The sequence below is a fragment of the Vibrio fortis genome (genome assembly GCF_000695685.1).
Classification (GTDB): domain Bacteria; phylum Pseudomonadota; class Gammaproteobacteria; order Enterobacterales; family Vibrionaceae; genus Vibrio; species Vibrio fortis_A.
Window position 1 is genome coordinate 81028 of the sequence record NZ_JFFR01000012.1, and the last position, 23447, is coordinate 104474.

The window sequence follows — 23447 nt, forward strand, 5'->3', positions numbered from 1 at the left end:
CACAGGGAGAGCTTTCTCCACTGAACATGTTTAAGTTAAAAGTAAGTATCGGGTTTCTCATCATAACCTTGTAAACAGAATGCTAAGTTCGCTACTCCTGTAGTCTTGCTATACGTGAGCAAGGAGAAACCTACATGCTTTTAGCATCGCTGTTAAATACATTTTTATGTGGCATTTTCACAAGAAACTAATACTTCCACCTGTTCACTAGATAGATAAGTAATTTCCAGACAAGTTAAATGCCAAACACCGTCAATTAGCTCTGCTCTGGCATCGAACACGCCATCACCATGTATTCCTTCCACTTCATACTGCATTTCTGCATAGCCAGATATTTCAGAACTACTCAGTGTCCCCTGCTTTAAGTCGATAGAATACGGTGCACCTATATTCTCCTGGAACTTGCTAGTTTGTTCCAAAGTACTAAGAGCCAGCTTTGTGGAGCCTGACTCTTCAAATGAATCATTTACACTGATAGTAACCCCAATGGCAAGAACAACACCTGAGACTATTAATGTTAAAGACGCAACTGACCACCTCCTCTGTGATTTTTTAAATTCCTCTACACTGCTCCATTGGTTATGGTTCCAAGCCCATTCATTACCTTTGAAGCCCAAAATGAAGGGCATCACTAGGTTAACAAATGGTACCAATACCCATAATGCCCTATAAGTCCTGAAGCGAATACCCCAGATCCAATTGAAGAAAAATGCTCCCCAATTCCATCCTTTTAAATCATCTGGAAACTCTTTCTGATTTTGCATTTACCTTCGGACTCCTCTTGTCACATATCACGTGCTAAATGGTATTCAACGGACAGTAACAATACCCACGTGTTCCGAATCAACCTTGCGCAACTCGTAAGTGCATTACTTAGTTTCTTATTCAACTACCTGTATCATCGCTCCAACAGTATTTAACTTATCCGGAATGGGGCCGCATTTGACCTCATACGTTTCACCCGCTTTCACACTAGCTTTTACTGCAGGAAACGCATATTCATCACCAACTATACAGTGAGTCAAAACGACATAATCACCGGGCAACATATGAATTTCCTTCGGATAACCAATAAATGCATCACCGACGTTCTTAAAGTCTTTTTCATCATCAGATAAATCTGTATAGCTAGAAAAAAGGACACGATAGTTTCTACCAGCAAATTCTAGATTTTCACCTTTTAGAACAGCCACTTCACTCAAGGGCTTTTTCGAGCCTTCATATGTGTGAACGACGCCAACACAACCGCTTAGAGAAAATACTGTCAGAAGGATCGCTGACAAACTTAAACTATTTTTCACATATACTCCTCAATACGTGTGATAAAAAATACAACAGTTCTCAGAAAAAACTCTATGCATTCAATGCTATAGATTTCCTGTCTAGTTTTTTGTCGCTAGAATTTTACAGGTGGTTTTTATTTATAAACAAGGACTTAATGTTATACATAATGATGCATTGATCAAAATTTATAAAACCCATAAATAATTCAGCATCAAAAAATCACCTTCATAAAGCGCCAAAGCTATTGATTCATATAAATCATCATCCCCCTAGTGACTTTCCCCCAAGTCACCTATGTCCAATCACGACATACCTGTTGTCGTGGTGTTCACTCGCGTATTGCCTGCAGCACTCTTTAAACTCACGCCATCTTTTCGAGTTTAGAGGTTGTTATGATCCGTTTCTTACTGTGTAGTTTTAGCTTTGTACTGCTCTACCCGACTGCTATTGATCTGTATTTAGTCGGCTTGCCGCAAATCGCGGCGGATCTGAATGCGACCGAGTCACAACTGCATACTGCGTTTTCGATTTACCTAGCGGGTATGGCAAGCACCATGTTGTTGGCAGGCAAAGTCGCAGACCAACTTGGGCGCAAGCCTGTCATCATTATTGGTGCTTTAATCTTTATCGCCGCATCTCTGTTTGCGGGCAGTACCGAACAAATATCAGTATTTTTGACAGGTCGGTTCTTCCAAGGGGTTGGCGCTGGAGCTTGTTACGTGGTCGCCTTTGCGATTCTCCGAGATGTGCTGGATGATCAAGCCAGAGCTAAGGTGCTCTCTATGCTCAATGGCATCACTTGTATTATCCCAGTGATTGCGCCGGTGGTTGGGCACATGATCATGCTCTACTCACCGTGGCAAACCCTATTCACGGTAATGGCAGCGATTGGTGTTGTGGTATGTATTCTCGCCACCTTTGTGCTGCGCGAAACCTTAATTAAAGAGCCGTCCAAGGCCACTCAAGAACAGAGCTCAGAGTCTTTTATCAATGGCTACTTTTTAAGAAGATTGGTTATTACGACCTTAGGCGTTGCCACCATTCTTAGTTATGTGAATGTATCGCCAATGGTGATCATAGGGACACTAGAGATGGATCGTGGCGATTACTCATCTGTCATGGCATACACCGCATTGGCGGGCATGCTCACCTCTTTCTGTACACCGCTCATCCTGAATTACGTGAATCAGAAGACCCTAATCGTTAGTGCACAACTTCTATTTGCGACTGCAGCGACTGGGTTGTTGCTCTCTTCTCAATTACAGCTCGCTACACCTTATTACCTCGCGTCGTTCGTCGCCTTGTGTATTGGCTTCTCTTTGGGCTTTGGGGTAACTATGAGTCAGGCTTTAGCGCCATTTAGCCAACGTGCAGGGGTCGCTAGCTCACTACTTGGTATTAGCCATGTCTCTTTCTCGGCAGCCTATATCTGGCTAATGGGAGTGCTAGGCATTAATGCATTGAATATTCTGATCTTTATCCTAGTCTTAGGTAGTATCGCCAGTTGCGCTCTATTACTATTAGAACGAGTACAAACAACGAATCGTCACTATGAAGAAAGCTCTCAACCGTCTTGATCTCAACTTACTTTTCACGCTGCAATTGTTGGTGCAAGAACGCAGCGTGTCTATGACAGCGAAAAAACTCAACGTTACGCCGTCGACCGTGAGCAAGTCTTTGAACAAGCTGAGGGATTGGTTTGATGACCCTCTGTTTGTGAAGACTCCAAAAGGATTAGCGCCTACGCCCCTAGTCGAGAGCATGGAGCAAGACCTGTCAGAGTGGTTGCAAAAAAGCCATCAACTGATGGACAGACGCAGCGAAGCCGCAACCAATAAGGTGCACTTTGATCTTCATATTGAATCTCCCTTGTTACTGACGTTCTTGAACGACCTGCTACTCAAAATTGAGCAGCGCTATCCCAATGCGAGCGTTAAAACCAGCAACTGGGATTATGATTCGATAGACGCGTTAATTCGTGGAGAGGCTGATATTGCGTTTACAGGGCGTGAGACTCACCCAAGGTCAAAAGAGTCTCTGGATCTGATGCCCTACTCTATTGATTTTGAGGTGTTGTTCAACGACGAGCCTAAGGTGTTCCTGCGAGACGATCATCCCGCTTTAAAAGAGGAGTGGACTCTAGACACCTTTCTCAAATATACCCATATCAACATCGTATGGGAGAAGAACGAGACTTGGGCACTGGATGAAGTTCTGAAAGAGTTAGGGAGAACCCGCAATGCAGGTTTAACCCTATCTAGCTTTGAGCAGGCGCTTTATATGGCCGCGCAACCGGGACATCAAATGCTGACGACGTCTCCCGGTTATTGTGACGATTATATCAAGCAGCTTCACCCAAACCTTGTGGCACTGCCGCTACCGTTAGACAACGAACAGCTAGAGAAAATGACGATTCCCTTCACTATGATTTGGCACAAGCGCAATGCTTATAACCCTAAGCTTGTCTGGCTAAAAGAAACACTCAGAAGCTTAATGGCGAACCAAGCCTAATTGAGCTGCCTTTGCCAATTTACTTTGCTTGGTTCACAGCATCGCGCAGTGACTGTAGCGAATCTTTCAGCTGTTCCAATGGCGCAGCAAAGTTCATGCGATAGAAGTTCTTATCAGGCTCGCCAAACCAAGTACCTGGAGTCAGCGCCAGTTTCGCGTCGTTCACCAGTAGTGATTTAAGTTGTTCGGCCTCTAGGCCTAATCCCGTAAAATCAAACCAGATCTGATTAGTCCCTTGCGGCTTGAACACTTTCACTTGCGGTAAGCTTTCCGCCATAAAGCTAACAATCCAATCACGGCTCTGAGACGTCGCGGCAGAGAAAAAGATGCAAATTATTTTCAATTTTTTCGAAATATAACCGTTTTCTTACAACAATCGATTCTTATACTGCTCTGGTGTTTGTCCTGAGTACTTCTTAAACATAGAAATGAAAGGGCTGGCTTGGTTATAGCCTAGGGTGAGAGCGACCTCTTTCACTGATTGACCGTTACGTAGTAGATCCATTGAATAAAGATAGCGAACACGTAAACGCCACTCAGTGAAGCTCATGCCTAACTCACTTTGGCAATGGCGTGACAATGTACGCTCTGTGGTATGAACACGCTCGGCCCAATCCTTAAGAGAAATCTCATCAGTTGGGTTCTCTTCAATCGCCGCAAGGATTGGGGCTAAATACTTGTTGTCCGTCGACGGCAAGAAGTGGTGTTCAACCTGTCGCTCAGCTAATTGATCAAGTAGTACCTGCACTAAACGCTTGTCGGGTTCACTTTCAGCGACATTGATGTTCCTTTCACGAAAATCATCAATGATCGACGATACGATCGGCGTGATCTTTATTAGGCTAGTCTTTTCTGGCAGGTGTTGAGTCAGCTCTGGCGCAATATTTAGTGAGCAGTAATCTAGAGGCTTACGATTGTAACTACAGTGCATGACGCCAGCTGGCACCCAAATAGCTAGATGTGGCGGTGCTAAGAAACGCGTTCCTTCCGCTTCCATTTCTAAGATACCACCACTGATCAGTTGTACTTGTCCCCAAGGATGGCTGTGGACTCGGGTTTCAGTATTAGAGAGAAACGCTTCGAAATTCATAAATACGTTGGATGGTGCCTTATCAATTGATAAGGACGGATGAAGGTTTCTTGATTGTTTTTTCAAACTTGTCTTCCTATCGCGTTCGATGTCTTTTTAAAGATATCTGTTAGTGTAACGACCTGTCAAACTATGCGCATCAACTCATTCTGCGATGGAATTCACATGTCATATCTTCTGCCATTTTTTACTGTTTGTATCTGGGGTGCCAATGCCATTGTGAATAAGATGGCGGCAAGCGTTATCGAGCCAAGCGCAATGAGTTTCTTCCGTTGGTTTGTCGCCATGCTCATTCTTACGCCTTTCTGCCTGCCCAGTGCGATTAAACAGTGGCCTGCGATTAAGCCGAATCTGGCAAAGTTAGCATTTCTGGCTTTGTTGGGAATGGTGCTGAATCAATCTCTTGGCTACTACGCAGGGCTTACCACCAGCGCATCAAACATGGCGCTGATTACCTCGCTGGTACCCTTGATTAGCGTGTTTTTGAGTGTTCCGCTGCTGCATAAGTCGATTTCGGGGCTGAGCATTGTCGGTGGCGTGTTATCGCTATCGGGCTTGGCATTTATGCTGGGTAAAGGTGATCCACTGTTTTTCTTGCACCAAAAGCTCACCCAAGGCGATGGCTATATGTTAATTGCCGCTGTTGTCTACGCCTCTTACTGTGTGCTGCTCAAACGTTGGAAGATGCCGGTGAGCAACTGGGTAGTAATCTACATGCAAGGTCTATTTGCGGTCGCGATGTTAACGCCTCTATGGTTGTCGAGCGAACAGTTGATGCCTTCTCAAGAGTCGCTGCCACTTATCGCTTACGCTGCGGTTGCTGCTTCAGTATTGGCTCCTTGGATGTGGGTGAAAGCCATCGATGCAATTGGAGCAGACTCTAGCGCTATGTTCATGAACTTGCTACCTGTTGTCGCTGTCGTTCTAGCAGCAACGTGGCTTGGTGAAACGGTGCACGACTACCACTTCATGGGCGGTATCATGGTGATCTCTGGCGTGATCATGGCGCAAATCAAGAGAAAGCAGGTGATCAAAGCGGCTGTTCCTCAGCAAGGTTAGTGCCGATTAATCTAGAAAGTATGGCATGAAAACCTATGTAGCCGATAAAAGCTCTGGCGATAACACCAAAATGACTCGCTCTTGAGCATTTGGCGGCTACCCAAATCTTCAACACTAATAAATCACCTGCAGCAATCCCTCTTTATCACCATAACCAAACTTGCTTTTTAGGTAACTCCTTGAAAGGTTTACCAATCACTAATCCGAAGAGAAACATCTACGCGAAGGTCTCATATCTTGTGGTGAAATGTTCAAAATTGTATGGCAACACCCATACAATTGGTATAGGATACGATTTAGTTAACCGAATAAACAACGGTTAGTTGGCTATAAAAATAGAGGCTAGATAATCAGCCCAATCATGGAAGGCACCGAGCTCAATACTCGGTGTTTTTTCATATCTGCACAAGTTAATTCTCCCAACAGCTCTCGCGTCGATATTTCCCTGCTCAACCAGCAAACTCTGCTTTTAATTCCTACGACTAAAGTATATGTTATTGGTAAGTAACATAGTTGTTGCAGTACAACATAAGAATAAAAAGGACTAAAGATGAGCAGTAGTCAAAATGGAAAGCGCGACGTAACCCTGCGCTTTTTAGCTGAGCCCGGAGATGTAAACTTTGGCGGTAAAGTTCACGGTGGTGCCGTGATGAAATGGATCGATTTAGCGGCATACGCTTGTTCTGCAGGTTGGAGTGGCAAATACTGTATTACGGCCTATGCCGGTGGCATTCGATTTGTTGCACCGATCCACGTAGGTAACTTGGTCGAAGTAAGCGCAAAAGTGATCTACACAGGCTCTTCTTCCATGCATATCGCGATTGATGTACAAGCGAGTGATCCGAAAGAGCTCAATAACCGCCTAACCACCCACTGTATTGTTATCATGGTGGCGGTTGATGAAAATGGTTTACCAACCAAAGTGCCAGAGTGGGTACCAGAAACCCAAGAAGATATTGAGCTACGCGACTCTGCTGTTCGCCTGATGAACATGCGCAAAGAGATTGGCGAAGAGATGGAAGCACACGTCAAATATCTTAAATAAATCTTAGGGTTACACACTTAACCATTGAGTGTGTAACTCCATTTTCTCTTCTTACTCGTTTATCAAGTCACGAGTCTGTAAAATATTATAACTGTAATAAAGTCGTCATTTAGCTCTGCTTAAATACTGCCATCTAACATGGACATCACTGTATTTCTGGAGCACCTCTTGAGCGTTACGCGCACTACTTTGAGTGAATCAACCCTAAACAATCTTAAGGCGGTTGAGTATCAATGGGTAAGAACCCTGTACGTAGAAGGCTACAACAACGAAGAGATCAATCACTATATCCAAACCTGTTTTGGTGGCGATAACACCTTCGCAGACCTCTTTAGACGCGTCGCATTAGACCAAGAGAGTATCTACGTATTGCTGCAACACCTTGGCTGCGCTCCTTCCAATAGAGAACTCTAATCCAATACATTTCAGTCGCTTATAAATAGCAAATTATTGATAAGCGACTAACCCCCTTGTAGAACTCATCCTCAAACAGCTTTGCCATACAATTTTTATGCAACACTAATCATTGTTGCATGACTTTCATTGAAGTCTCACGCAGTGGGCTTTGACCAAAGTATCAATTCCCTTTTGCCTATTTATACTGGCTTTGCGATTAGTTGTTAACGAGACAATAAGTGACTAGAGCTATGATGGGCATGTCATCTCAAACAGGGTGAGAAGTTCTTAAAGAGGTGCAGGCGCATTTGAAAGGATTGGTTTTCTGCAGATATAAAAAAACCCAAGTAAGTACCTGGGTTAGAGTTACAAAAACCACTAATCATTGAATAGCGTAAGGAACCTGATTAGTAGCCAGCTATGCGTAACCTGAGGGTTATTTTTATTACTGATCGGCGGCCAAACCAAATGATGTAATAAAAATGCCAATATCGAGCGACCTTGCGGTCGCTCTTTGTCTTTCTTATAAGCTCTAGCTTATCCTTTTACACCACCTGCCGTCAAACCACCAACTAGCCAACGTTGCGCTAATAGGAAGACGATAGTGATAGGAAGTGCCGATAGTACTGCTGCTGCCGCAAAGTCACCCCATAGGTAGTTTTGTGGGTATAGATACTGCTGCATACCAACCGCTAGTGTGTAAGAGTTCACGTCTGAAAGCAGGATAGATGCAACCGGAACCTCACCAACAACACCGATGAACGATAGGATAAATACTACCGCTAGAATTGGCACAGACAGTGGTAGTAGTACCAATCGGAATGCTTGCCATGGAGTAGCACCATCTAGCGCTGCCGCTTCTTCTAGAGAGTTATCAATCGTTTCAAAGTAACCTTTGATTGTCCAAACGTGCAGTGCAATACCCCCTAGGTAAGAGAAGATAAGACCACCGTGTGTGTTCAAGCCTAGGAACGGAATGTACTGACCTAGTTTGTCGAACAACGCGTAGATTGCAACCAGTGCTAGTACCGCTGGGAACATCTGGAAAATCATCATCGCTTTTAGAAGCGTCTCTTTGCCCTTAAAGCGCATACGAGCAAATGCGTAAGCTGATGTTGTAGACAGTGCCACAATCAGGATTGATGTGATACCTGCAACTTTTACTGAGTTCCATAGCCAAGTTAGTACTGGGAATGGAGGTGGTGTTACCGAGCCATCTGCGTTAGTTACTGGGATACCCAGTGCCAGTTTCCAGTGCTCCAGTGATGGGTTCTCTGGAATCAAGCTACCTGTTGCAAAGTTACCTTCACGGAACGAGATCGCGATGATCATCAATAGTGGGAAGATAATCAGTGCTAGGAAGCACCACAGCGCAATATGCGTTGCCCACACTCGGTATTTCAGGCTTTTACCTTGTACCATAGCCATTGTCGTGCTCCTTAATCTTGAGACAGTTTAGTGAAACGAAGGTTTAGTAACGCTAGGGCACCTACTAGTAGGAAGATAAGCGTTGCGATTGCACTTGCTAGACCGAAGTCTTGACCGCCGCCGCCTTCAAACGCGATTCGGTACGTGTAGCTTACAAGCAAGTCTGTGTAACCCGCAGGCTCAGAAGTACCAATCATGTTTGGACCACCGTTCGTCAACAGCTGGATCATTACGAAGTTGTTGAAGTTAAATGCGAATGCTGCAATCAGTAGCGGTGTTAGTGGCTTAATCATCAATGGGAACGTAATGCGCTTGAAGTTATCGATGAAGTTCGCACCATCAATCGCAGACGCTTCGTATAGGTCATCAGGAATCGCCTTCAATAGTCCCATACATAGGATCATCATGTAAGGGAAACCTAGCCATGTGTTTACGATAAGCACCATGGTCTTCGCCAGGATTGGATCAGAGAACCAGTTCGGCTTAAGACCGAAGATGCTCTCTAGTACCATGTTGATTTCACCAAAACTTTGGTTGAACAAACCTTTAAAGATAAGGATTGAGATAAACGCTGGTACTGCGTAAGGCAGAATCAGTAGAACACGGTAAACAGCGCGACCTTTCAGCTCTTCCCACTGTACGATGTTCGCAAGAATCAAACCAATCGCCAGAGTGAAGGCAACGGTACAAATCGAGAATACAACCGTCCAAATAAAGATGCTGATGAAAGGTTCTTTGATGCCTTCATCTTTCCAAACACGCTCAAAGTTAGCCGTACCAATTTCAACAACGAAGCCCGGAGAGATAGTGTTACCAATGAATGCACCGTTCTCATCAACTGGTTGGTAGAAACCTACTTCCATATTTGGTTTTAGAGTTTCACCCGTTTCGTTGTTGTATAGCGTTTCGCCATCGTCTTGCATTGTGTAAAGCGGAACCACAGCAGCAAACTTACGTAGGCCGCTCATGCGGATGTCTTCACCTGATGGTAGGTGGAAATCAACCGCACTGATTGCCGTACGATTTTGGATGATCGTTTTGATCTTCTCTTTTTCGCCTTGAGCAGAGTCGATCGCCTTCAGATCCATGTCAGTGACGTTCAAGCCGTCTAACGAGAATTCTTCAGTCGCGAGAAGTTGCTCACCATCTTTAACCACGATTTGGTGGCCGTTGTCTGTCTTGTACAGAGTGAATGGGAAGCTGTCACCGCTTTGGAACGTACGGTCCATGAGGACAGTTTGAGTACGCTCAAGCGAAAGTTGGTTTTTTGCACTGTAGTTAGTGAACGCAAGACCGACGGTATAAGCCAAAGGGAAGAGAATGAAAAGAATCATTCCGGCAATACCAGGGTAGATGTAACGGTGTGCGTAAGTTTTCTTGCTACCGAAAACGTAAAGAGCTAAAGCCGTTAGGATCACTGTAAGCAACGCGAATGCGAGCTCACCGCGAGAATACATTAGGATTGTAGCGTAGCCATTGATTAAGCCAACGCTACCAAGCAATCCCCACTTAATGAAGACGCTTTTACTTCCTGGAAGGCTTGTTGGTGCTTGAATAGCATCTGTACCTTGAACTGACTGCATAGAGGAACCTGCTAGCGATATATAAAATAGAAAAGTAAGGAGGGGTTACCCCCTCCTTAAAAGGGTGTTTCGTCGATATTATTTAGTCATGCGTGTTTCAGCAGCTTTAAGAGCTTGGTCTACAGTTTGACGACCGTCAACCACGTTACCAATTGCCTCTTCCATGCTGTACCAGAACGTTGTGAACTGAGGGATGTTAGGCATGATTTCGCCGTTCATCGCGTTGTCCATTGTCGCTGCGATACGAGTGTCGCTGTCTAGTTGACGTTGGAAAGAGTTAAGCGCTACAGCACCTAGTGGCTTGTCGTCGTTTAGGCTCTTAAGACCTTCGTCAGTCAGTAGGTAGTTCTCCATGAACTCAACCGCTAGGTCACGGTTTGGAGAAGCAGTGCTGATACCACCAGCCCATACACCAACGAAAGGTTTAGATGCTTTGCCGTTGAATTTAGGTAGAGTTGCAACACCGTAATCTACGCCAGATTTCTCGATGTTTGCCCAGCCCCAAGGACCGTTGATTGTCATTGCTACGTTACCAGCAACGAACTCAGATTCTGCTACAGAGTAGTCCATGTCAGCAGAGATCACTTTGTCTTTAACCATCTTCTCGATGAAGCCTAGAGACTTCTGAACACCGTCAGTCGCTACGCCAGCATCTTTAATGTCGTAACCTTCAGCGCCTTGCTTGAATGCGTAACCGCCGTCAGCAGCAAGTAGAGGCCATGTGAAGTATGCGCCGCCACGTAGAGGCCACATGATCGCTTTCTTACCGTCTTTTTGTAGCTCAGCGTTAAGTGCTGGGATCTCTTCCCAAGACTTAGGTGGCGTTTCGATAAGTGCTTTGTTGTAGATTAGAGAAACTGACTCAACCGCTACAGGGTATGCAATTGTTTTACCTTCGTAAGACACTGCGTCCCATGCGAAGTCTACGATACCTTCTTTAGTCTCTTTAGAAGGTTTGATATCCACAAGAAGACCCGCTTCTGCGAAGCCACCGAAACGGTCGTGTGCATAGAAAATCATGTCTGGGCCGTCACCCGCAGCTGCAACTTGAGAGAATTTCTCTTCTAGTTTGTCTGGGAAAGCTACAGTAACTTTTACGCCTGTGTCTTCTTCAAAGCGTTTACCTACTTCTGCCATGCCTTCGTAAGCTTTATCACCACCTACCCAGATTGTTAGTTGGCCTTCTTCGATAGCAGCGTTTGCACCGAAAGAACCCAGAGCAACTATTGTACCTAGAGCTACAGCGCTTAGAGCGTTTTTCATGTTAATATCCTTTTTATATTTATACGTAGGGCGCATTCATTTAAGACGAGCCAGTTTTCGATAGATATGATCTGAAAAAACCGTCTTAAGCTCATCATCCTAGCCACTACGCCCCAGCTATTATGGCTTAAATTCGTGATCACCATCGGGTCGGATTAGAGAGCGAAATCACAAAAATAGTAAGCACCGTGATCAATATCACCGTTATCCGATGAATTTATTTGAAGTGGATCGCCTATTGCGTTTCACCCTCTTTATCTACTCCTCCCCTCCTACTCCCCCTCGTTAATTTTCCATTAGGAGGATGTACTCTTTCTTGGATTAACCGAAACTGCAGTCATCCAAGAGTGGATAGTAAGAACCCTTTACCGGCAATTGTTTGTTGCTCTTATATAGACCGAACAATACTTGTTGGCTTGCATTGCCCGCTTTTGTCTTAAATTAAGCATCAAGCTAAACCAGTGATGGAATCACGGGGGAGGTTTAGCTTGATGTGGGGGAAAGAGACATCTGCTTGGCTATGAGGGTGTGCTTGGTTGGACTGACAATTTATTGAAACCACCAAGCACACCCGTTTTTTCTTACACACTCAATGCTTACCAATTCCTACAGTTACTGCTGACCCAATAATCTCTTATAATGATAAGCAGTAAATTTTAAAATTTGATCGATCGAGGACGAGCTAGATGGCGAGTGTCACGTTAAAAAACGTTTATAAATCATATGGTGATGTACAGATTTCTAAGGACGTAAACTTAGAGATCAACGAAGGTGAGTTTGTAGTATTCGTTGGACCATCAGGTTGTGGTAAATCGACACTATTGCGCTGTATCGCGGGTCTAGAAGATATCACTTCAGGTGATTTGTACATTGGCGACGAGCGTATGAACGACGTTGAGCCATCTAAGCGCGGCGTGGGCATGGTATTCCAATCTTACGCTCTATACCCTCACCTAAACCTATACGACAACATGTCTTTCGGTCTTAAGCTAGCGAAAGCAGACAAGGCTGAGATCGACAAACGTGTTGAACATGCTGCTGAAATCCTACAGCTAGGTCATTTACTAGAACGTCAACCAAAAGCGCTTTCTGGCGGTCAACGTCAGCGTGTTGCTATCGGTCGTACTCTGGTTTCTCAACCAAACGTATTCCTGCTGGATGAGCCTCTGTCTAATCTAGATGCGGCACTACGTGTTCAAATGCGTTCTCAAATCACTAAGCTACAACGTCAGCTTGGTTGTACCATGATTTACGTAACGCACGACCAAGTAGAAGCAATGACGATGGCAGACAAAATCGTTGTTCTTGATGGCGGTTACGTATCTCAAGTCGGTAAGCCTCTTGACCTATACCACTACCCTCAAAACCGCTTCGTTGCAGGCTTCATCGGTTCACCTAAGATGAACTTCATGTCTGTTCACATTGAAGCAGTAGAGTCTGAGCGTGTAATGGTTCAACTTTCAAACGGCATGACTTTCTGGGTTCCTGTAGATGGCACGACAGTTAACGTTGGCGACCGTATGTCACTGGGTGTTCGTCCTGAGCACTTGCTGTCTGCAGAAAACGGCGACGCAACCATCGAAGGCGAAGTGATGATTGTTGAGAAACTAGGTAACGAAACTCAGGTTTACCTAAACCTAGAGAGTGCAGATGCTGACGTTATCTTCCGTCAACCAGATACATTAGACGTTGAAGTAGGCGACAAGCTTGCTATCGGTATCCCGGCGCACCGTTGTCACCTATTCCACAGCGACGGTAAAGCATGTCGTCGTCTATACGTAGAGAAAGGTACAGAGTAAGCCTCGACGATAGATTCGAGCTCTGTTTCTAAGAATAAATTGCCCTATCAAAATCCCTCCTCGTGAGGGATTTTTTTGTCTCAAAGGCAGGATGAATTGATACCAGCTAGATGGCCAACATAAGTCACCTATAATACCAATCGTAGTAAATAACTGCTCGCCCTAGCTTGTTAAAATGCTCGATAACTGCGTTAGAATTTTTGATTGTAGAATAACTACTTATCGAAAAATCCTGCCTTGTTCTCAAGCCTTTTTTCTGCGCTATTTCTGATCATTTACTTACTGTGATTGGTATAAGGCTGCTCTACTCCCCTTCTCCAAACCACCTCAAAGTCCAACCGACGCCTACAAAAAAGGCCCAGCATTCGCTAGACCTTTGTCATTCTTTAGGGGTTTGCCCCGACACCGACCAGATTAGTGGATTGGTGTGTTCTTTTGGTTGAACTTACCGAAGTGCTCTTCTAGTACTTCTGGTGTCAGTTTACCTTCCGCTTCTAGACGCTTAAGCTCAGCAACAACGGCTTTTTGCTCTTCTAGTGACGGTAGCTTCACTTCTGGCTCGTCGCCCATCTCTTGAGACATAAGCTCAAGTTCTTTTTCAAAATCGCTCATGATTTTTTCTTACCTAAACATTAATACTAAGACAATTTTACTCATTTCTAGGCAATGATGCTAGGTGCTTTGGCCTTACCCCAAAAACTAAGGTAAGGCCGATACGCAAATCAATATTTTAAAACTAAAAGCTTAAAGCTTGAATGAGCCAACCATCTTATCAAGACGAGAAGAGAGCGAACGTAGCTCTTGGCTTGCATCAGCCAGTTGTTCGGCTGTACCCGTCGTGACTTCGTTAATCGCGTTGATCTCTTCGATATTCTGGTTGATGGTGTGAACCACTGTTGATTGCTCTTCAGTCGCTGTCGCCACCTGAGTATTGCGGTCTGTGATATCTAGGATTCGATCAGAGATACCACCTAACACTTCAACCGCCTCATCAGAAGCTGTTACACCTTCCATCGTAATGATCTTGCCAGCACTCATTGCCGTCACCGCGTCTTTCGCATCGCTCTGCAGCTGGTTGATCATCTTCTGAATCTCTTCCGTTGAATCTGCAGTGCGGCTTGCTAGGTTACGAACCTCATCCGCTACGACAGCAAAGCCACGACCTTGCTCACCAGCACGCGCCGCTTCAATCGCCGCGTTAAGAGCCAATAGGTTAGTCTGCTCAGAGATATCACGAATCACACCAAGAATAGAGCCGATGTCTTGAGTGGTTGATGCTAGCTGCTCGATCACCTGACCTGTGCTCTCAATGTCTTGAGCCAGTCGGCTGATTGCATCTTTCGCTTTGTTCACCACTTCACGACCGACTTCAGTGTTGTCTGAGGCGTGAGTCGCTGTTTCTGCCGCCGTTGCCGCGTTAGACGCGATCTCGCTGATGGTCATACCCATCTGGTTGATTGCCGCTACCACTTGAATGGTTTGGTCACGCTGCTCTTGGCTGTTGTCATGCGTAATGTGAGCTTTGCTTGATACGCTTTCCGCCGCAACTTGAAGTGCTTGGCTGGTTTCGCATACCTCTTTCATCGATAAGTGAATCTTTTCGATGAAGCCATTAAAGCCTGCAGATAGCTGTGCAATCTCGTCGTTACCTTTTACTTCGATACGCTGCGACAGATCGCCATCGCCTTTACCTAAGTCAGTAAAGCGCTCAGAAAGAAGTTTAATTGGCTTGGTGATACTGTTTGCTAATAAGAAGCCCATAAAGATGAACACTAGAGCAACAATCACCGTCATGATCAGCATCTTCTGTGCGGTTGCATCAAGTTCTGCGAACACTTCAGACGTTGGAACCACACCGATAACGAACCAATCCATTGACGAAACATAAAGACTTGCAACAAACAGTTCTTGGCCTTGGAACTCTGTCGTGATCAGGTTAAAGCCCGACTTGTTCAACAGCTGACTTGCTTGCGCTCCGTATAGTTGCTGCAGAGATGAGTCGCTGCGCGCTCTGTCACGGTGAATTTGTACATCACCTTGGCTGTCGGTTAGAAATACAAAACCGGTATTCTCAATCTTGAAGCCGTTTAGCAAGTTAACCATGTCATCCATAGACTTAGACAAACCAGACATCGCTTTGCCAGCAGGTTGCTGATAGTTCGCGAACATCTTCACTTCGCCGTTTGCTTCTTGGAACATGCTTACCATGGTCGGTTGACCAGATTGAGTAAAACCAAAGAACCAGCCATCTTGCTGCTGGTTAAGCTGGCGTAGAAAGCCATTTTGGTTCCAGTAGTAAGCCGTCTCACGGTTTGCTACCGATGCATCATTCAACTGGTACTGATTGCGAACGTTGTTGAGCTGCTTGACTAGCTTGGCTTCAACTTCAGGGTCGCGATAGGTTGATTCAATCGCATCAGCAATGAACTCATTCGACGCAACTTGTTCAGCTGCAAGTAGCAGTTGCGATACTTCACGGTCGATTTCGCCATTGATGCGCTCGAGTAAGCCTGGAAGCTCGATGTCTATCAAACGGTGGCTTAGTACGTCTCTAGCTTGGCGCTGGGCCATTGCACCAACGATGACCGTTGACGCTAGTACCGCAAAAGTGATTCCGGCAACCACTTTCTGCTTAATACTCATTGAATTTAAATTGAACATCTCTCTACACCTAAATTGGGCAAGTAAAATTGTAACTCACTTATTATCGGCCAATTATTCATAACCTTTAGCGTATGGCAACACTAAAAACATAGATCTCGATGACCTTTAAGCAAACGTTTGGAACGACAAACATTGCTACCAATATGCGTGTAAATGTCAGTAAAAGACGAAAAAACGATGCGTTCTTCTGCTCAAAAAAATATTGATAATTTTGATTTTTATCACTGAATTGAAGATAAAACCATCAATCAAAATCAGTTCTCTGTTAGTTCTCAACATTCTGCGGAACTTTTGGCTAGATTTTCTAACCAAGTAGCTAATACACTGTGATTACACAGAAAATTTCAACTTCAACACAAGATACTCCGAGACAACGTCATGCATTCAAACGCCTTCAACACGCTGAAAACTTATCTAGAGGCTCAAATCATTGGACAACAGGAGCTGGTTAAACAGCTGATGGTTGCGCTGCTCGCCGATGGTCATATTCTGGTTGAAGGTCCACCGGGGCTGGCAAAGACTCGCGCCGTTAAATCACTAGCAGACTGCGTAGAAGGTGACTTCCACCGAATTCAATTTACGCCGGACTTATTGCCTGCCGATCTAACCGGAACGGATATCTTCCGCCCTGAAACTGGTGACTTTACTTTTCAGGCTGGACCGATTTTTAACTCTTTGATTCTTGCCGATGAGATCAACCGAGCGCCCGCAAAGGTACAAGCTGCGATGCTCGAAGCAATGGCAGAGAAACAAGTGACAGCCGGGCGCAAGACTTATCCGCTGCCAGAGCTTTTTCTCGTCATGGCGACGCAAAACCCGATTGAGCAAGAAGGTACCTACCCGTTACCAGAAGCACAGCTCGACCGTTTTCTACTGCACCTTGATGTCGCTTACCCAGATATGGAAAGTGAACTCGCAATACTTCGCTTAAATCGAGGTGAGGCTCAAGGCCAAGCACTCGAGCAGCCAGAACCAATGCCGCAACGAGCTGTATTTGAAGCGAGACAAGAAGTGTTGAATGTGCACATGGCTGAGAGCATTGAGCAATATATTGTAAGACTGGTTATGGCAACTCGTCAGCCAGAGAAATACAGCCCACAGCTCGCTCAATGGTTAGAGATGGGTGTTAGCCCTCGTGCCACTATTGCGCTCGATCGCTGTGCGCGTGCTCATGCATGGTTGTCTGGCCGTGACTATGTCACTCCTGAAGACGTACAAACGATGGCCTTCCCAGTGCTGCGTCACCGTTTATTGCGTAGCTACCACGCACAAGCTGAAGGTATCACGCCAAATCAGGTGATCACTCATCTTATTTCTCTTGTTGGCAGCGCGTAGTTTTTAGCATGAATCAGCAACTCCCTCGGCACAGTAACGGTGTGTTACTCAGCTTAGATGAGCTTTTACAATATAAAGCTCAAGCGATTCGTTGGCTGCCACCCGCAAAAAGCCTTTGGTCGCAGCTCAACGGCCAACATGAAAGTCGTAGTAAAGGCAGAGGCATGAACTTTTCAGAAGTTCGTCAATACCAAGCTGGCGATGACATTCGCAGTATTGATTGGCGTGTCACGGCCCGTACTGGTAAGCCGCATACTAAGATATTTTCTGAAGAGCGAGAGCAACCTGTCATCCTCTACTTGGATATGTCGAATAGCATGATGTTTGGGTCGACTCTATTGTTAAAGTCGGTTCAGCTTGCACATCTAACCAGCCAACTCTGCTGGCTGACGATTGCTGGTAAAGACCGTATAGGTGCAGTCATCGATGACGGCCAAACGCTAACTGAGATCAAACCAAGCTCTAGCCACCACGCGCCATTACGTATCTTGCAGCAGTTGATTGCGATTAATAACCAGTCGGTACAATCAACTAGGCTTCCTTGTCAGACGGATTTTTCAATGGCACTCAAGTCATTGAACCGACTCAGCCCCAAAGGCAGCGATATTGTTTTCTTAAGCGACTTCAATCGTTATAAAGATAGTGACTACTCACTACTCAATCAGATGCGTCAACACAACAGGATCCGTTTTGTTCACTTCTATGATCCTTTAGAGCAAGGTAATACCAGTTTTAAAGGCATGAAACATGTCAGCGACGGTGAGCGAACTCAATGGTTTAACTTCTCTTCTAAAACGGAGAAGAACAAGCTAAAGACCGCCTTCGAAGAGCATCAACAACAGATCAAAGACCTCTGCTTACGTCTTGCTATTCCCCATAGTTCAATCACCAGCGCAGAGCCTTTGATGAAGCAAATTTCTGGGGGTAAGTATGACGCCTAAATTAGACCTCAGCCCCGTTATTACTCCCGAAGCACCACATTGGTGGCCAATCGCTTGGGGTTGGTGGTGCCTCGCTATTGCCGTCATCGCACTCGCTGTGATTGGTCGAATGCTTTACAAAAAATACAAGCAGGAGCGCCAGGTTCAAAACATCGCTCTAACCAAACTGACGGAGAATAGTGAGCTTTCACCCGCCCAGGCGCTCGCAACAGTTCGCCAAGCGGCAATAAGCTACTTCCCTCGAGAAGCGATCGCCTCTTTGCAGGGAGAACAGTGGTATCAATTTCTTGATGCGCAGATAAAGTCACCTCGTTTTGTTGACCATAGCGAGGTGTGGCAGCGGACTCTATATCAGAGCGAGCAGGCTCCAATCGATCCCTCAACGCGCAGCATGTTGGTCGATGACTGCATCTATTGGGTTCGCCATGCATTGCCACCAAAGAGAGTTCAATTATGAGTAGTTTGTTGAATATTGAATTTGTGTGGTGGTGGATGTTTTTGCTGTTGCCGTTACCACTGCTTGTACTTCGCTTGGCACCAGCCGCCAAGCCAACAGACACACTGACACTGCCTTTTTTACCTAGCAACACCAACGGTAAAGCGCCTAGCACTCGCCTACCTAAAGTTCTAACCTCGTTGATATGGCTGATGTTGATCACGGCCAGTGCCAGACCTGTCTGGTTCGGCGAGCCGGTTGAGTTTCAACCTAAGCACCGTGATTTGATGTTGGTGGTCGATCTCTCTTACTCAATGAGCCAAGAGGATATGGCGTTTAATGGCGAATACATCGACCGTTTATCGGCGGTAAAACGTGTGCTCAGTGACTTCATCGATAAACGCAAAGGAGACCGCGTCGGACTTGTACTGTTTGCCGATCACGCGTATCTACAAACGCCTCTCACGCTCGACAGAAACACACTCAGCCAGCAGCTTAATCAAGCGGTGTTGAGGCTCATCGGCACTCAAACGGCAATTGGTGACGGAATTGGCCTTGCTACTAAAACCTTTGTTGACAGTGATGCGCCTCAACGCGTGATGATCCTGCTCAGTGATGGCAGTAATACCGCTGGCGTTCTCGATCCGCTTGAAGCGGCGGATATTGCCAAGAAGTTCGACACCACTATTTACACCGTTGGCGTGGGCGCTGGCGAAATGGTGGTCAAAGAGTTCTTCATGTCTCGCAAGGTGAATACTGCCGAAGATTTAGATGAGCGAACTCTGATGGACATAGCAGAACGAACGGGAGGCCAGTACTTCCGAGCGCGCGATAGCCAAGATCTAGCGACCATCTATGACACCATTAATAGTTTAGAGCCAATATCAGGCGCAACTAAGGTATGGCGCCCACAGCAGGAGTGGTTCCACTGGCCGCTGACTATTACTGTCGCTTTATCACTGATTTTGTTAGTCATTAGGAGAAACAATGTCTAACTTTACCTTTATCTATCCAGCTTGGTTGCTCGCTTTGTTTGCGCTGCCTGTGATTTTGATCCTATCGCGCCGTAACCAAAAGCAAGGGTTACTCGCGCCACACATCGCGCAGTACTTAGACCCGGCGAAAACAACTAATTCACGCAGCAAGCTATCACTTTTCTCCGTTTGGTGGATCATCACCATCATCGCGTTAGCAGGCCCAAGTTTCAGTACCAGCGAACGCCCAAGCTTTGAAAAGACGCAAGCACGAGTTTTGATCATGGATATGTCAATGTCGATGTATGCCACCGACGTGAAACCTAACCGATTAACCCAAGCTCGTTACAAGGCGCTGGATCTGCTTTCTCAATGGCGTGAAGGAGTAACAGGCATGGTCGCTTACGCAGGTGATGCTTATACTATCAGCCCTCTTACTACCGACAGCGCGACCATCGCAAACCTTGTCCCTAACCTGTCGCCAGATATTATGCCTTATCAAGGTGCTGATGCAGCCAAGGCGGTCGAGCGAAGTATCGAGATGCTGCAACGCGCCAACGTCTCTCAGGGCGATCTGGTATTGATCGCTGACGACATCGACGACAACGAGAAAGGAGCGATCAATGACCTACTTTCTGGTACACCTTGGCGCTTGTCAATTTTGGCCGTTGGCAGTCGAGCTGGTTCACCGATCACGATGAGCAATGGCTCCATGCTCACTCAAGATTCAGGTCAAACCGTAATCGCCAAAAGCGACATCGACAACATGCGTTCAATCAGCCAGTCTAACCAAGGTGTGTTTGCTTTGGTGCAAGCTGACAACTCAGACATAGAGACAATCACTCGGTTTATTGAATCTCATAGCCTAACCGCTGAAGTTGAGAAGACGACACAAGGTGTCACTAGCCGCGTAAATCACGGCTTTTGGCTACTGCCATTGATTCTATTCCCTGCTTTGGGGCTATTCCGACCGGGCGTGATTTGGAGCTTTCTAGGCTTTGCGTTATTGGCTGCTCAACCAAACCCAGCATTCGCGAGCCCTTGGTTCACCGATGATCAAATAGCCCATCAATACTACGAACAAGGTGACTTTGAGCAAGCAGCAAAACTGTTTACTGATCCGGAATGGAAAGGGGTCGCTCAATATCAAGCCGGACAATACCAAGAGGCAGAAAACACACTGTCTGCTTTAGATACAGAGCGTGCGCGCTACAACCACGCCAATGCTCTTGCACAGCAAGGTAAGTTCGAACCCGCCATTGACGAGTACAAACGCATCCTTGAGAACAATCCTGATCACGCCTTTGCCAAAAGCAATCTAGAGATTCTGGAGCAACAGCAACAGCAACAGCAACAGCAACAGCAACAGCAACAGCAACAGCAAGATGGTGATCGGAACCAACCTCAAGATCAAGCGAACCAGCAAGGTCAGCAAGGTCAGCAAGGTCAGCAAGGTCAGCAAGGTCAGCAAGGTCAGCAAGGAGAAAATGACCAGAGCCAGGATAGCTCGTCAAGCTCCCAAGGCCAGCCCCAGCAATCGGCTTCTGATTCAAGTGGAGAACGGTCTCGGCAATCGGCAAACCAAAGCCAACAGCAAAATGACAACAGTGGTGACGGCCAAACATCATCATCTGAACAGGAGCTATCACAGGCAAGCGGTAGCAATGCTAGCCAAACTCAAGCTGGCGAGGGGGATGAAAAACAAGGCTCGACTGCCTCGGCTACGCCAACTTCAGCCCAGCAACAAGAGTCTGATTCCGAAGGTTCGCCGCAAATGGCACATGCTCAGCCCTCAGAAGCATCGCAAGACCCAGACCGTAAAAAACTTGAGCGAGTCGAGAGTGTACGCGACCCAAGTCGCCTGCTTCGAGCTCAAATGATGTTACAAGCGCAAGAACAAGGCGCTCCAAAAAACCAATCGAAAAAGTGGTAACCATGCAACGTATTCATACACCATTTTTGACGCTACTATTCACGCTCATCATGAGTATTTTCAGTAGCCATACCGCCTACGCAGCGACAGCCGTTGCTAGTGTTAGCGAGAACCAAGTGACTAAAGATGAAGTATTTCTATTAAGAGTTTCAACCAATGAAAAAGTCAGCTCAGACGCTTTAGATTTGACTGCGCTTGAAAGTGACTTTTACATTGGCAGGCCAAACTTTGGTTCTTCGATTCGCATCATCAATGGTAGCCGCACCGTTTCAAGCGAATGGACCATCACCCTGGCACCACTGCGACTAGGTAAGTTAACTATTCCAGCCTTTGATATTGAAGGGGCGCAGACTCTACCGATTGAAATTAATGTCGCTCAGAACAAAGCCGCGCCAACACAAGATCAGATGGCTGAATTCAAACTCGACCTGAACAGAGATTCGCTCTATGTCGGTGAGGTGGCGATTTTAGATGTGAAGCTGATCATCAAGGCCGACCCAAGACGCTTGCAAGATCCGCGCATTGATCCACCGAGTTCTTCGAGCCTAAAGGTTGAACCTATTGGTGAATCAAAACAGTACCAAGATGTATATCACGGCAAAGAGGTGACGGTCGTTCAGCAGAGCTTTGAGATATCTTCAGATACCGTGGGTAAGTTTGAGTTGCGCGGGCCAAAATTGACAGGTGCGGTTGTCTACTCTGCTAACAACTCAAACAAGACACGTCTGTTCCAGCTCGACACGCCAGTTCAAACGCTGCCAGTCGAGATATTGGCCATTCCGGGCGATGCACAAGGTGATTGGTTGCCAACGGCTGACTTAAGCGTCAATCAAGTATGGAGCATTAACGATACTAGGCTTACTCGCTCCCCAGAACAATTAGATCTAGAAGCAGGTGATGCCTTAACACGTACCATTACTGTGAGTGCTAAGGGCATCAAAGCTCATCAGTTGCCAAGTGTTAATGTTCAGTACCCAAATAGCGTACGTGTTTATGAAGAGAAACCTCAGTTTGACAAAACTGACTCAGGAGACAATCTTGTTGTCTATAAACAGGTATTGATTCCAAAATCAGCAGGTACGATTGAGCTCCCAGGGCTGGAACAAGCTTGGTTTAACACTGAAACCAAACAGAAAGCCACCAGCCAAATTAAAGGGCTTACCTTAAACGTCACTGGGAATAGCGATGCGCCAGTGCAGGCTCCAATATCAACAGACAAGCCAAATAACGTCGAAGTAGTAACAACTTACCAACCGGGAATTTGGCCTTACCTAACCGCACTTTTTGCCTTTTTGTGGCTAATAACTTCTGTGTTTGCCTTAAGCCTATGGCGTAAAAAAGGTTCAACGAGCACAGTGACACCGAAAGTCGTCGGCAAGGATGAGACACAAGCTGAGCTTATCGATGCGATTCAGAGAAAAGATGCATTGATGGCGAGTGCCAAGCTCAGTCAGTGGCAACAAGAGAATCTAGATCTTCCACAACAGCACATTGATACTGTGAAGCAAGAAATCGACACACTCAACCAGCATCTATTTGGTCCGCAAACGGATGGTGGTTCTGGCTGGTCACCAAATTCGGCCATCGACGCTATTAATGCAGCCAACCGCAATCGTACAATAAAAACAAGTGACCAACTTGCAGCTTTGTAGCTTATCGCCAGAAGCTTAAAACGCAGATAAAACTAAGCCCCTAAGTTCGAGATA

20 protein-coding genes and 1 pseudogene are annotated in these 23447 nt (G+C 45.9%); 12 read left to right on the forward strand and 9 right to left on the reverse strand.

Going from position 1 to position 23447, the window contains the following annotated elements:
• Positions 1–164: 164 nt before the first annotated feature.
• Together VFDL14_RS14885 and VFDL14_RS14880 are read right to left on the reverse strand one after the other, a co-directional pair.
• Positions 165–560: pseudogene (locus VFDL14_RS14885) on the reverse strand (cytochrome c oxidase assembly factor Coa1 family protein); the annotation flags it as partial.
• A 321-nt stretch (positions 561–881) separates the two neighbouring features.
• Complete coding sequence (locus VFDL14_RS14880; protein WP_032550480.1) at positions 882–1301, reverse strand: hypothetical protein; 420 nt, start codon at positions 1299–1301, stop codon at positions 882–884.
• A gap of 375 nt (positions 1302–1676) precedes the next feature.
• On the opposite strand from VFDL14_RS14880, the gene VFDL14_RS14875 reads away from it, so the two are divergent.
• On the forward strand, positions 1677–2861 hold the full coding sequence (locus VFDL14_RS14875) for an MFS transporter (protein ID WP_032550481.1): 1185 nt from the start codon (positions 1677–1679) through the stop codon (positions 2859–2861).
• Positions 2836–3795 (forward strand): HTH-type transcriptional regulator YidZ, encoded by a 960-nt coding sequence (yidZ, locus tag VFDL14_RS14870; RefSeq protein ID WP_032550482.1) that lies wholly within the window; start codon positions 2836–2838, stop codon positions 3793–3795. Before VFDL14_RS14875 ends, yidZ begins: the two co-directional genes overlap by 26 nt.
• A 19-nt stretch (positions 3796–3814) precedes the next feature.
• Here yidZ and VFDL14_RS14865 read toward each other — a convergent pair whose 3' ends face one another.
• The gene (locus tag VFDL14_RS14865; RefSeq protein ID WP_032550483.1) at positions 3815–4072 is read right to left on the reverse strand and encodes a hypothetical protein; all 258 of its coding nucleotides are present in this window, start codon (positions 4070–4072) and stop codon (positions 3815–3817) included.
• A gap of 90 nt (positions 4073–4162) precedes the next feature.
• Positions 4163–4951 carry an AraC family transcriptional regulator gene (locus VFDL14_RS14860; RefSeq protein ID WP_032550484.1) on the reverse strand — a complete coding sequence of 263 codons (789 nt, stop codon included), beginning with the start codon at positions 4949–4951 and terminating at the stop codon, positions 4163–4165.
• 99 nt (positions 4952–5050) lie between these two features.
• Here VFDL14_RS14860 and VFDL14_RS14855 point away from each other — a divergent pair, with 99 nt between their 5' ends.
• The 3 genes from VFDL14_RS14855 to VFDL14_RS14845 all read left to right on the forward strand — a co-directional run bounded on the left by VFDL14_RS14855 (position 5051) and on the right by VFDL14_RS14845 (position 7403).
• The gene (locus tag VFDL14_RS14855) at positions 5051–5944 is read left to right on the forward strand and encodes a DMT family transporter (RefSeq protein ID WP_032550485.1); all 894 of its coding nucleotides are present in this window, start codon (positions 5051–5053) and stop codon (positions 5942–5944) included.
• Positions 5945–6494: 550 nt separating this feature from the next.
• Positions 6495–6989, forward strand: coding sequence for an acyl-CoA thioesterase (locus VFDL14_RS14850; RefSeq protein WP_032550487.1), 495 nt, complete (start codon positions 6495–6497; stop codon positions 6987–6989).
• 168 nt (positions 6990–7157) lie between these two features.
• Complete coding sequence (locus VFDL14_RS14845) at positions 7158–7403, forward strand: hypothetical protein (protein WP_032550642.1); 246 nt, start codon at positions 7158–7160, stop codon at positions 7401–7403.
• Between the two features lie 519 nt (positions 7404–7922).
• Here the strand turns inward: VFDL14_RS14845 and malG are convergent.
• From malG to malE, 3 genes are all read right to left on the reverse strand, one after another.
• A complete protein-coding gene (gene malG, locus VFDL14_RS14840) occupies positions 7923–8813 on the reverse strand; it encodes a maltose ABC transporter permease MalG (RefSeq protein WP_032550488.1) in 891 nt (296 codons plus the stop codon).
• 11 nt (positions 8814–8824) lie between these two features.
• Positions 8825–10396 carry a maltose ABC transporter permease MalF gene (gene malF / locus VFDL14_RS14835; protein WP_032550489.1) on the reverse strand — a complete coding sequence of 524 codons (1572 nt, stop codon included), beginning with the start codon at positions 10394–10396 and terminating at the stop codon, positions 8825–8827.
• Between the two features lie 78 nt (positions 10397–10474).
• Positions 10475–11659, reverse strand: a complete 1185-nt coding sequence (gene malE, locus VFDL14_RS14830) for a maltose/maltodextrin ABC transporter substrate-binding protein MalE (RefSeq protein ID WP_032550490.1) — start codon at positions 11657–11659, stop codon at positions 10475–10477.
• 686 nt (positions 11660–12345) lie between these two features.
• Here malE and malK point away from each other — a divergent pair.
• Positions 12346–13458 (forward strand): maltose/maltodextrin ABC transporter ATP-binding protein MalK, encoded by a 1113-nt coding sequence (gene malK / locus VFDL14_RS14825; RefSeq protein ID WP_032550491.1) that lies wholly within the window; start codon positions 12346–12348, stop codon positions 13456–13458.
• 414 nt (positions 13459–13872) lie between these two features.
• On the opposite strand, the gene VFDL14_RS14820 is transcribed toward malK, so the two are convergent.
• Positions 13873–14070 (reverse strand): hypothetical protein, encoded by a 198-nt coding sequence (locus VFDL14_RS14820; RefSeq protein WP_032550492.1) that lies wholly within the window; start codon positions 14068–14070, stop codon positions 13873–13875.
• 132 nt (positions 14071–14202) lie between these two features.
• Positions 14203–16119, reverse strand: a complete 1917-nt coding sequence (locus tag VFDL14_RS14815; protein ID WP_032550493.1) for a methyl-accepting chemotaxis protein — start codon at positions 16117–16119, stop codon at positions 14203–14205.
• Positions 16120–16500: 381 nt separating this feature from the next.
• Here VFDL14_RS14815 and VFDL14_RS14810 point away from each other — a divergent pair, with 381 nt between their 5' ends.
• Genes VFDL14_RS14810 through VFDL14_RS14785 form a run of 6 tightly spaced genes read left to right on the forward strand, consistent with a single transcriptional unit; the run spans position 16501 to position 23393 of the window.
• On the forward strand, positions 16501–17457 hold the full coding sequence (locus tag VFDL14_RS14810; protein WP_032550494.1) for an AAA family ATPase: 957 nt from the start codon (positions 16501–16503) through the stop codon (positions 17455–17457).
• Positions 17458–17465: 8 nt separating this feature from the next.
• The gene (locus tag VFDL14_RS14805) at positions 17466–18398 is read left to right on the forward strand and encodes a DUF58 domain-containing protein (RefSeq protein WP_032550495.1); all 933 of its coding nucleotides are present in this window, start codon (positions 17466–17468) and stop codon (positions 18396–18398) included.
• Entirely contained in the window at positions 18388–18855 is a 468-nt protein-coding gene (locus tag VFDL14_RS14800; protein ID WP_032550496.1) for a DUF4381 domain-containing protein, read from the forward strand. Before VFDL14_RS14805 ends, VFDL14_RS14800 begins: the two co-directional genes overlap by 11 nt.
• Complete coding sequence (locus tag VFDL14_RS14795; protein WP_032550497.1) at positions 18852–19829, forward strand: vWA domain-containing protein; 978 nt, start codon at positions 18852–18854, stop codon at positions 19827–19829. The genes VFDL14_RS14800 and VFDL14_RS14795 overlap by 4 nt, the downstream gene beginning before the upstream one ends.
• The gene (locus tag VFDL14_RS14790; RefSeq protein WP_032550498.1) at positions 19822–21741 is read left to right on the forward strand and encodes a VWA domain-containing protein; all 1920 of its coding nucleotides are present in this window, start codon (positions 19822–19824) and stop codon (positions 21739–21741) included. Before VFDL14_RS14795 ends, VFDL14_RS14790 begins: the two co-directional genes overlap by 8 nt.
• A 2-nt stretch (positions 21742–21743) precedes the next feature.
• Positions 21744–23393, forward strand: a complete 1650-nt coding sequence (locus VFDL14_RS14785; RefSeq protein ID WP_032550499.1) for a BatD family protein — start codon at positions 21744–21746, stop codon at positions 23391–23393.
• Positions 23394–23447 lie beyond the last annotated feature (54 nt).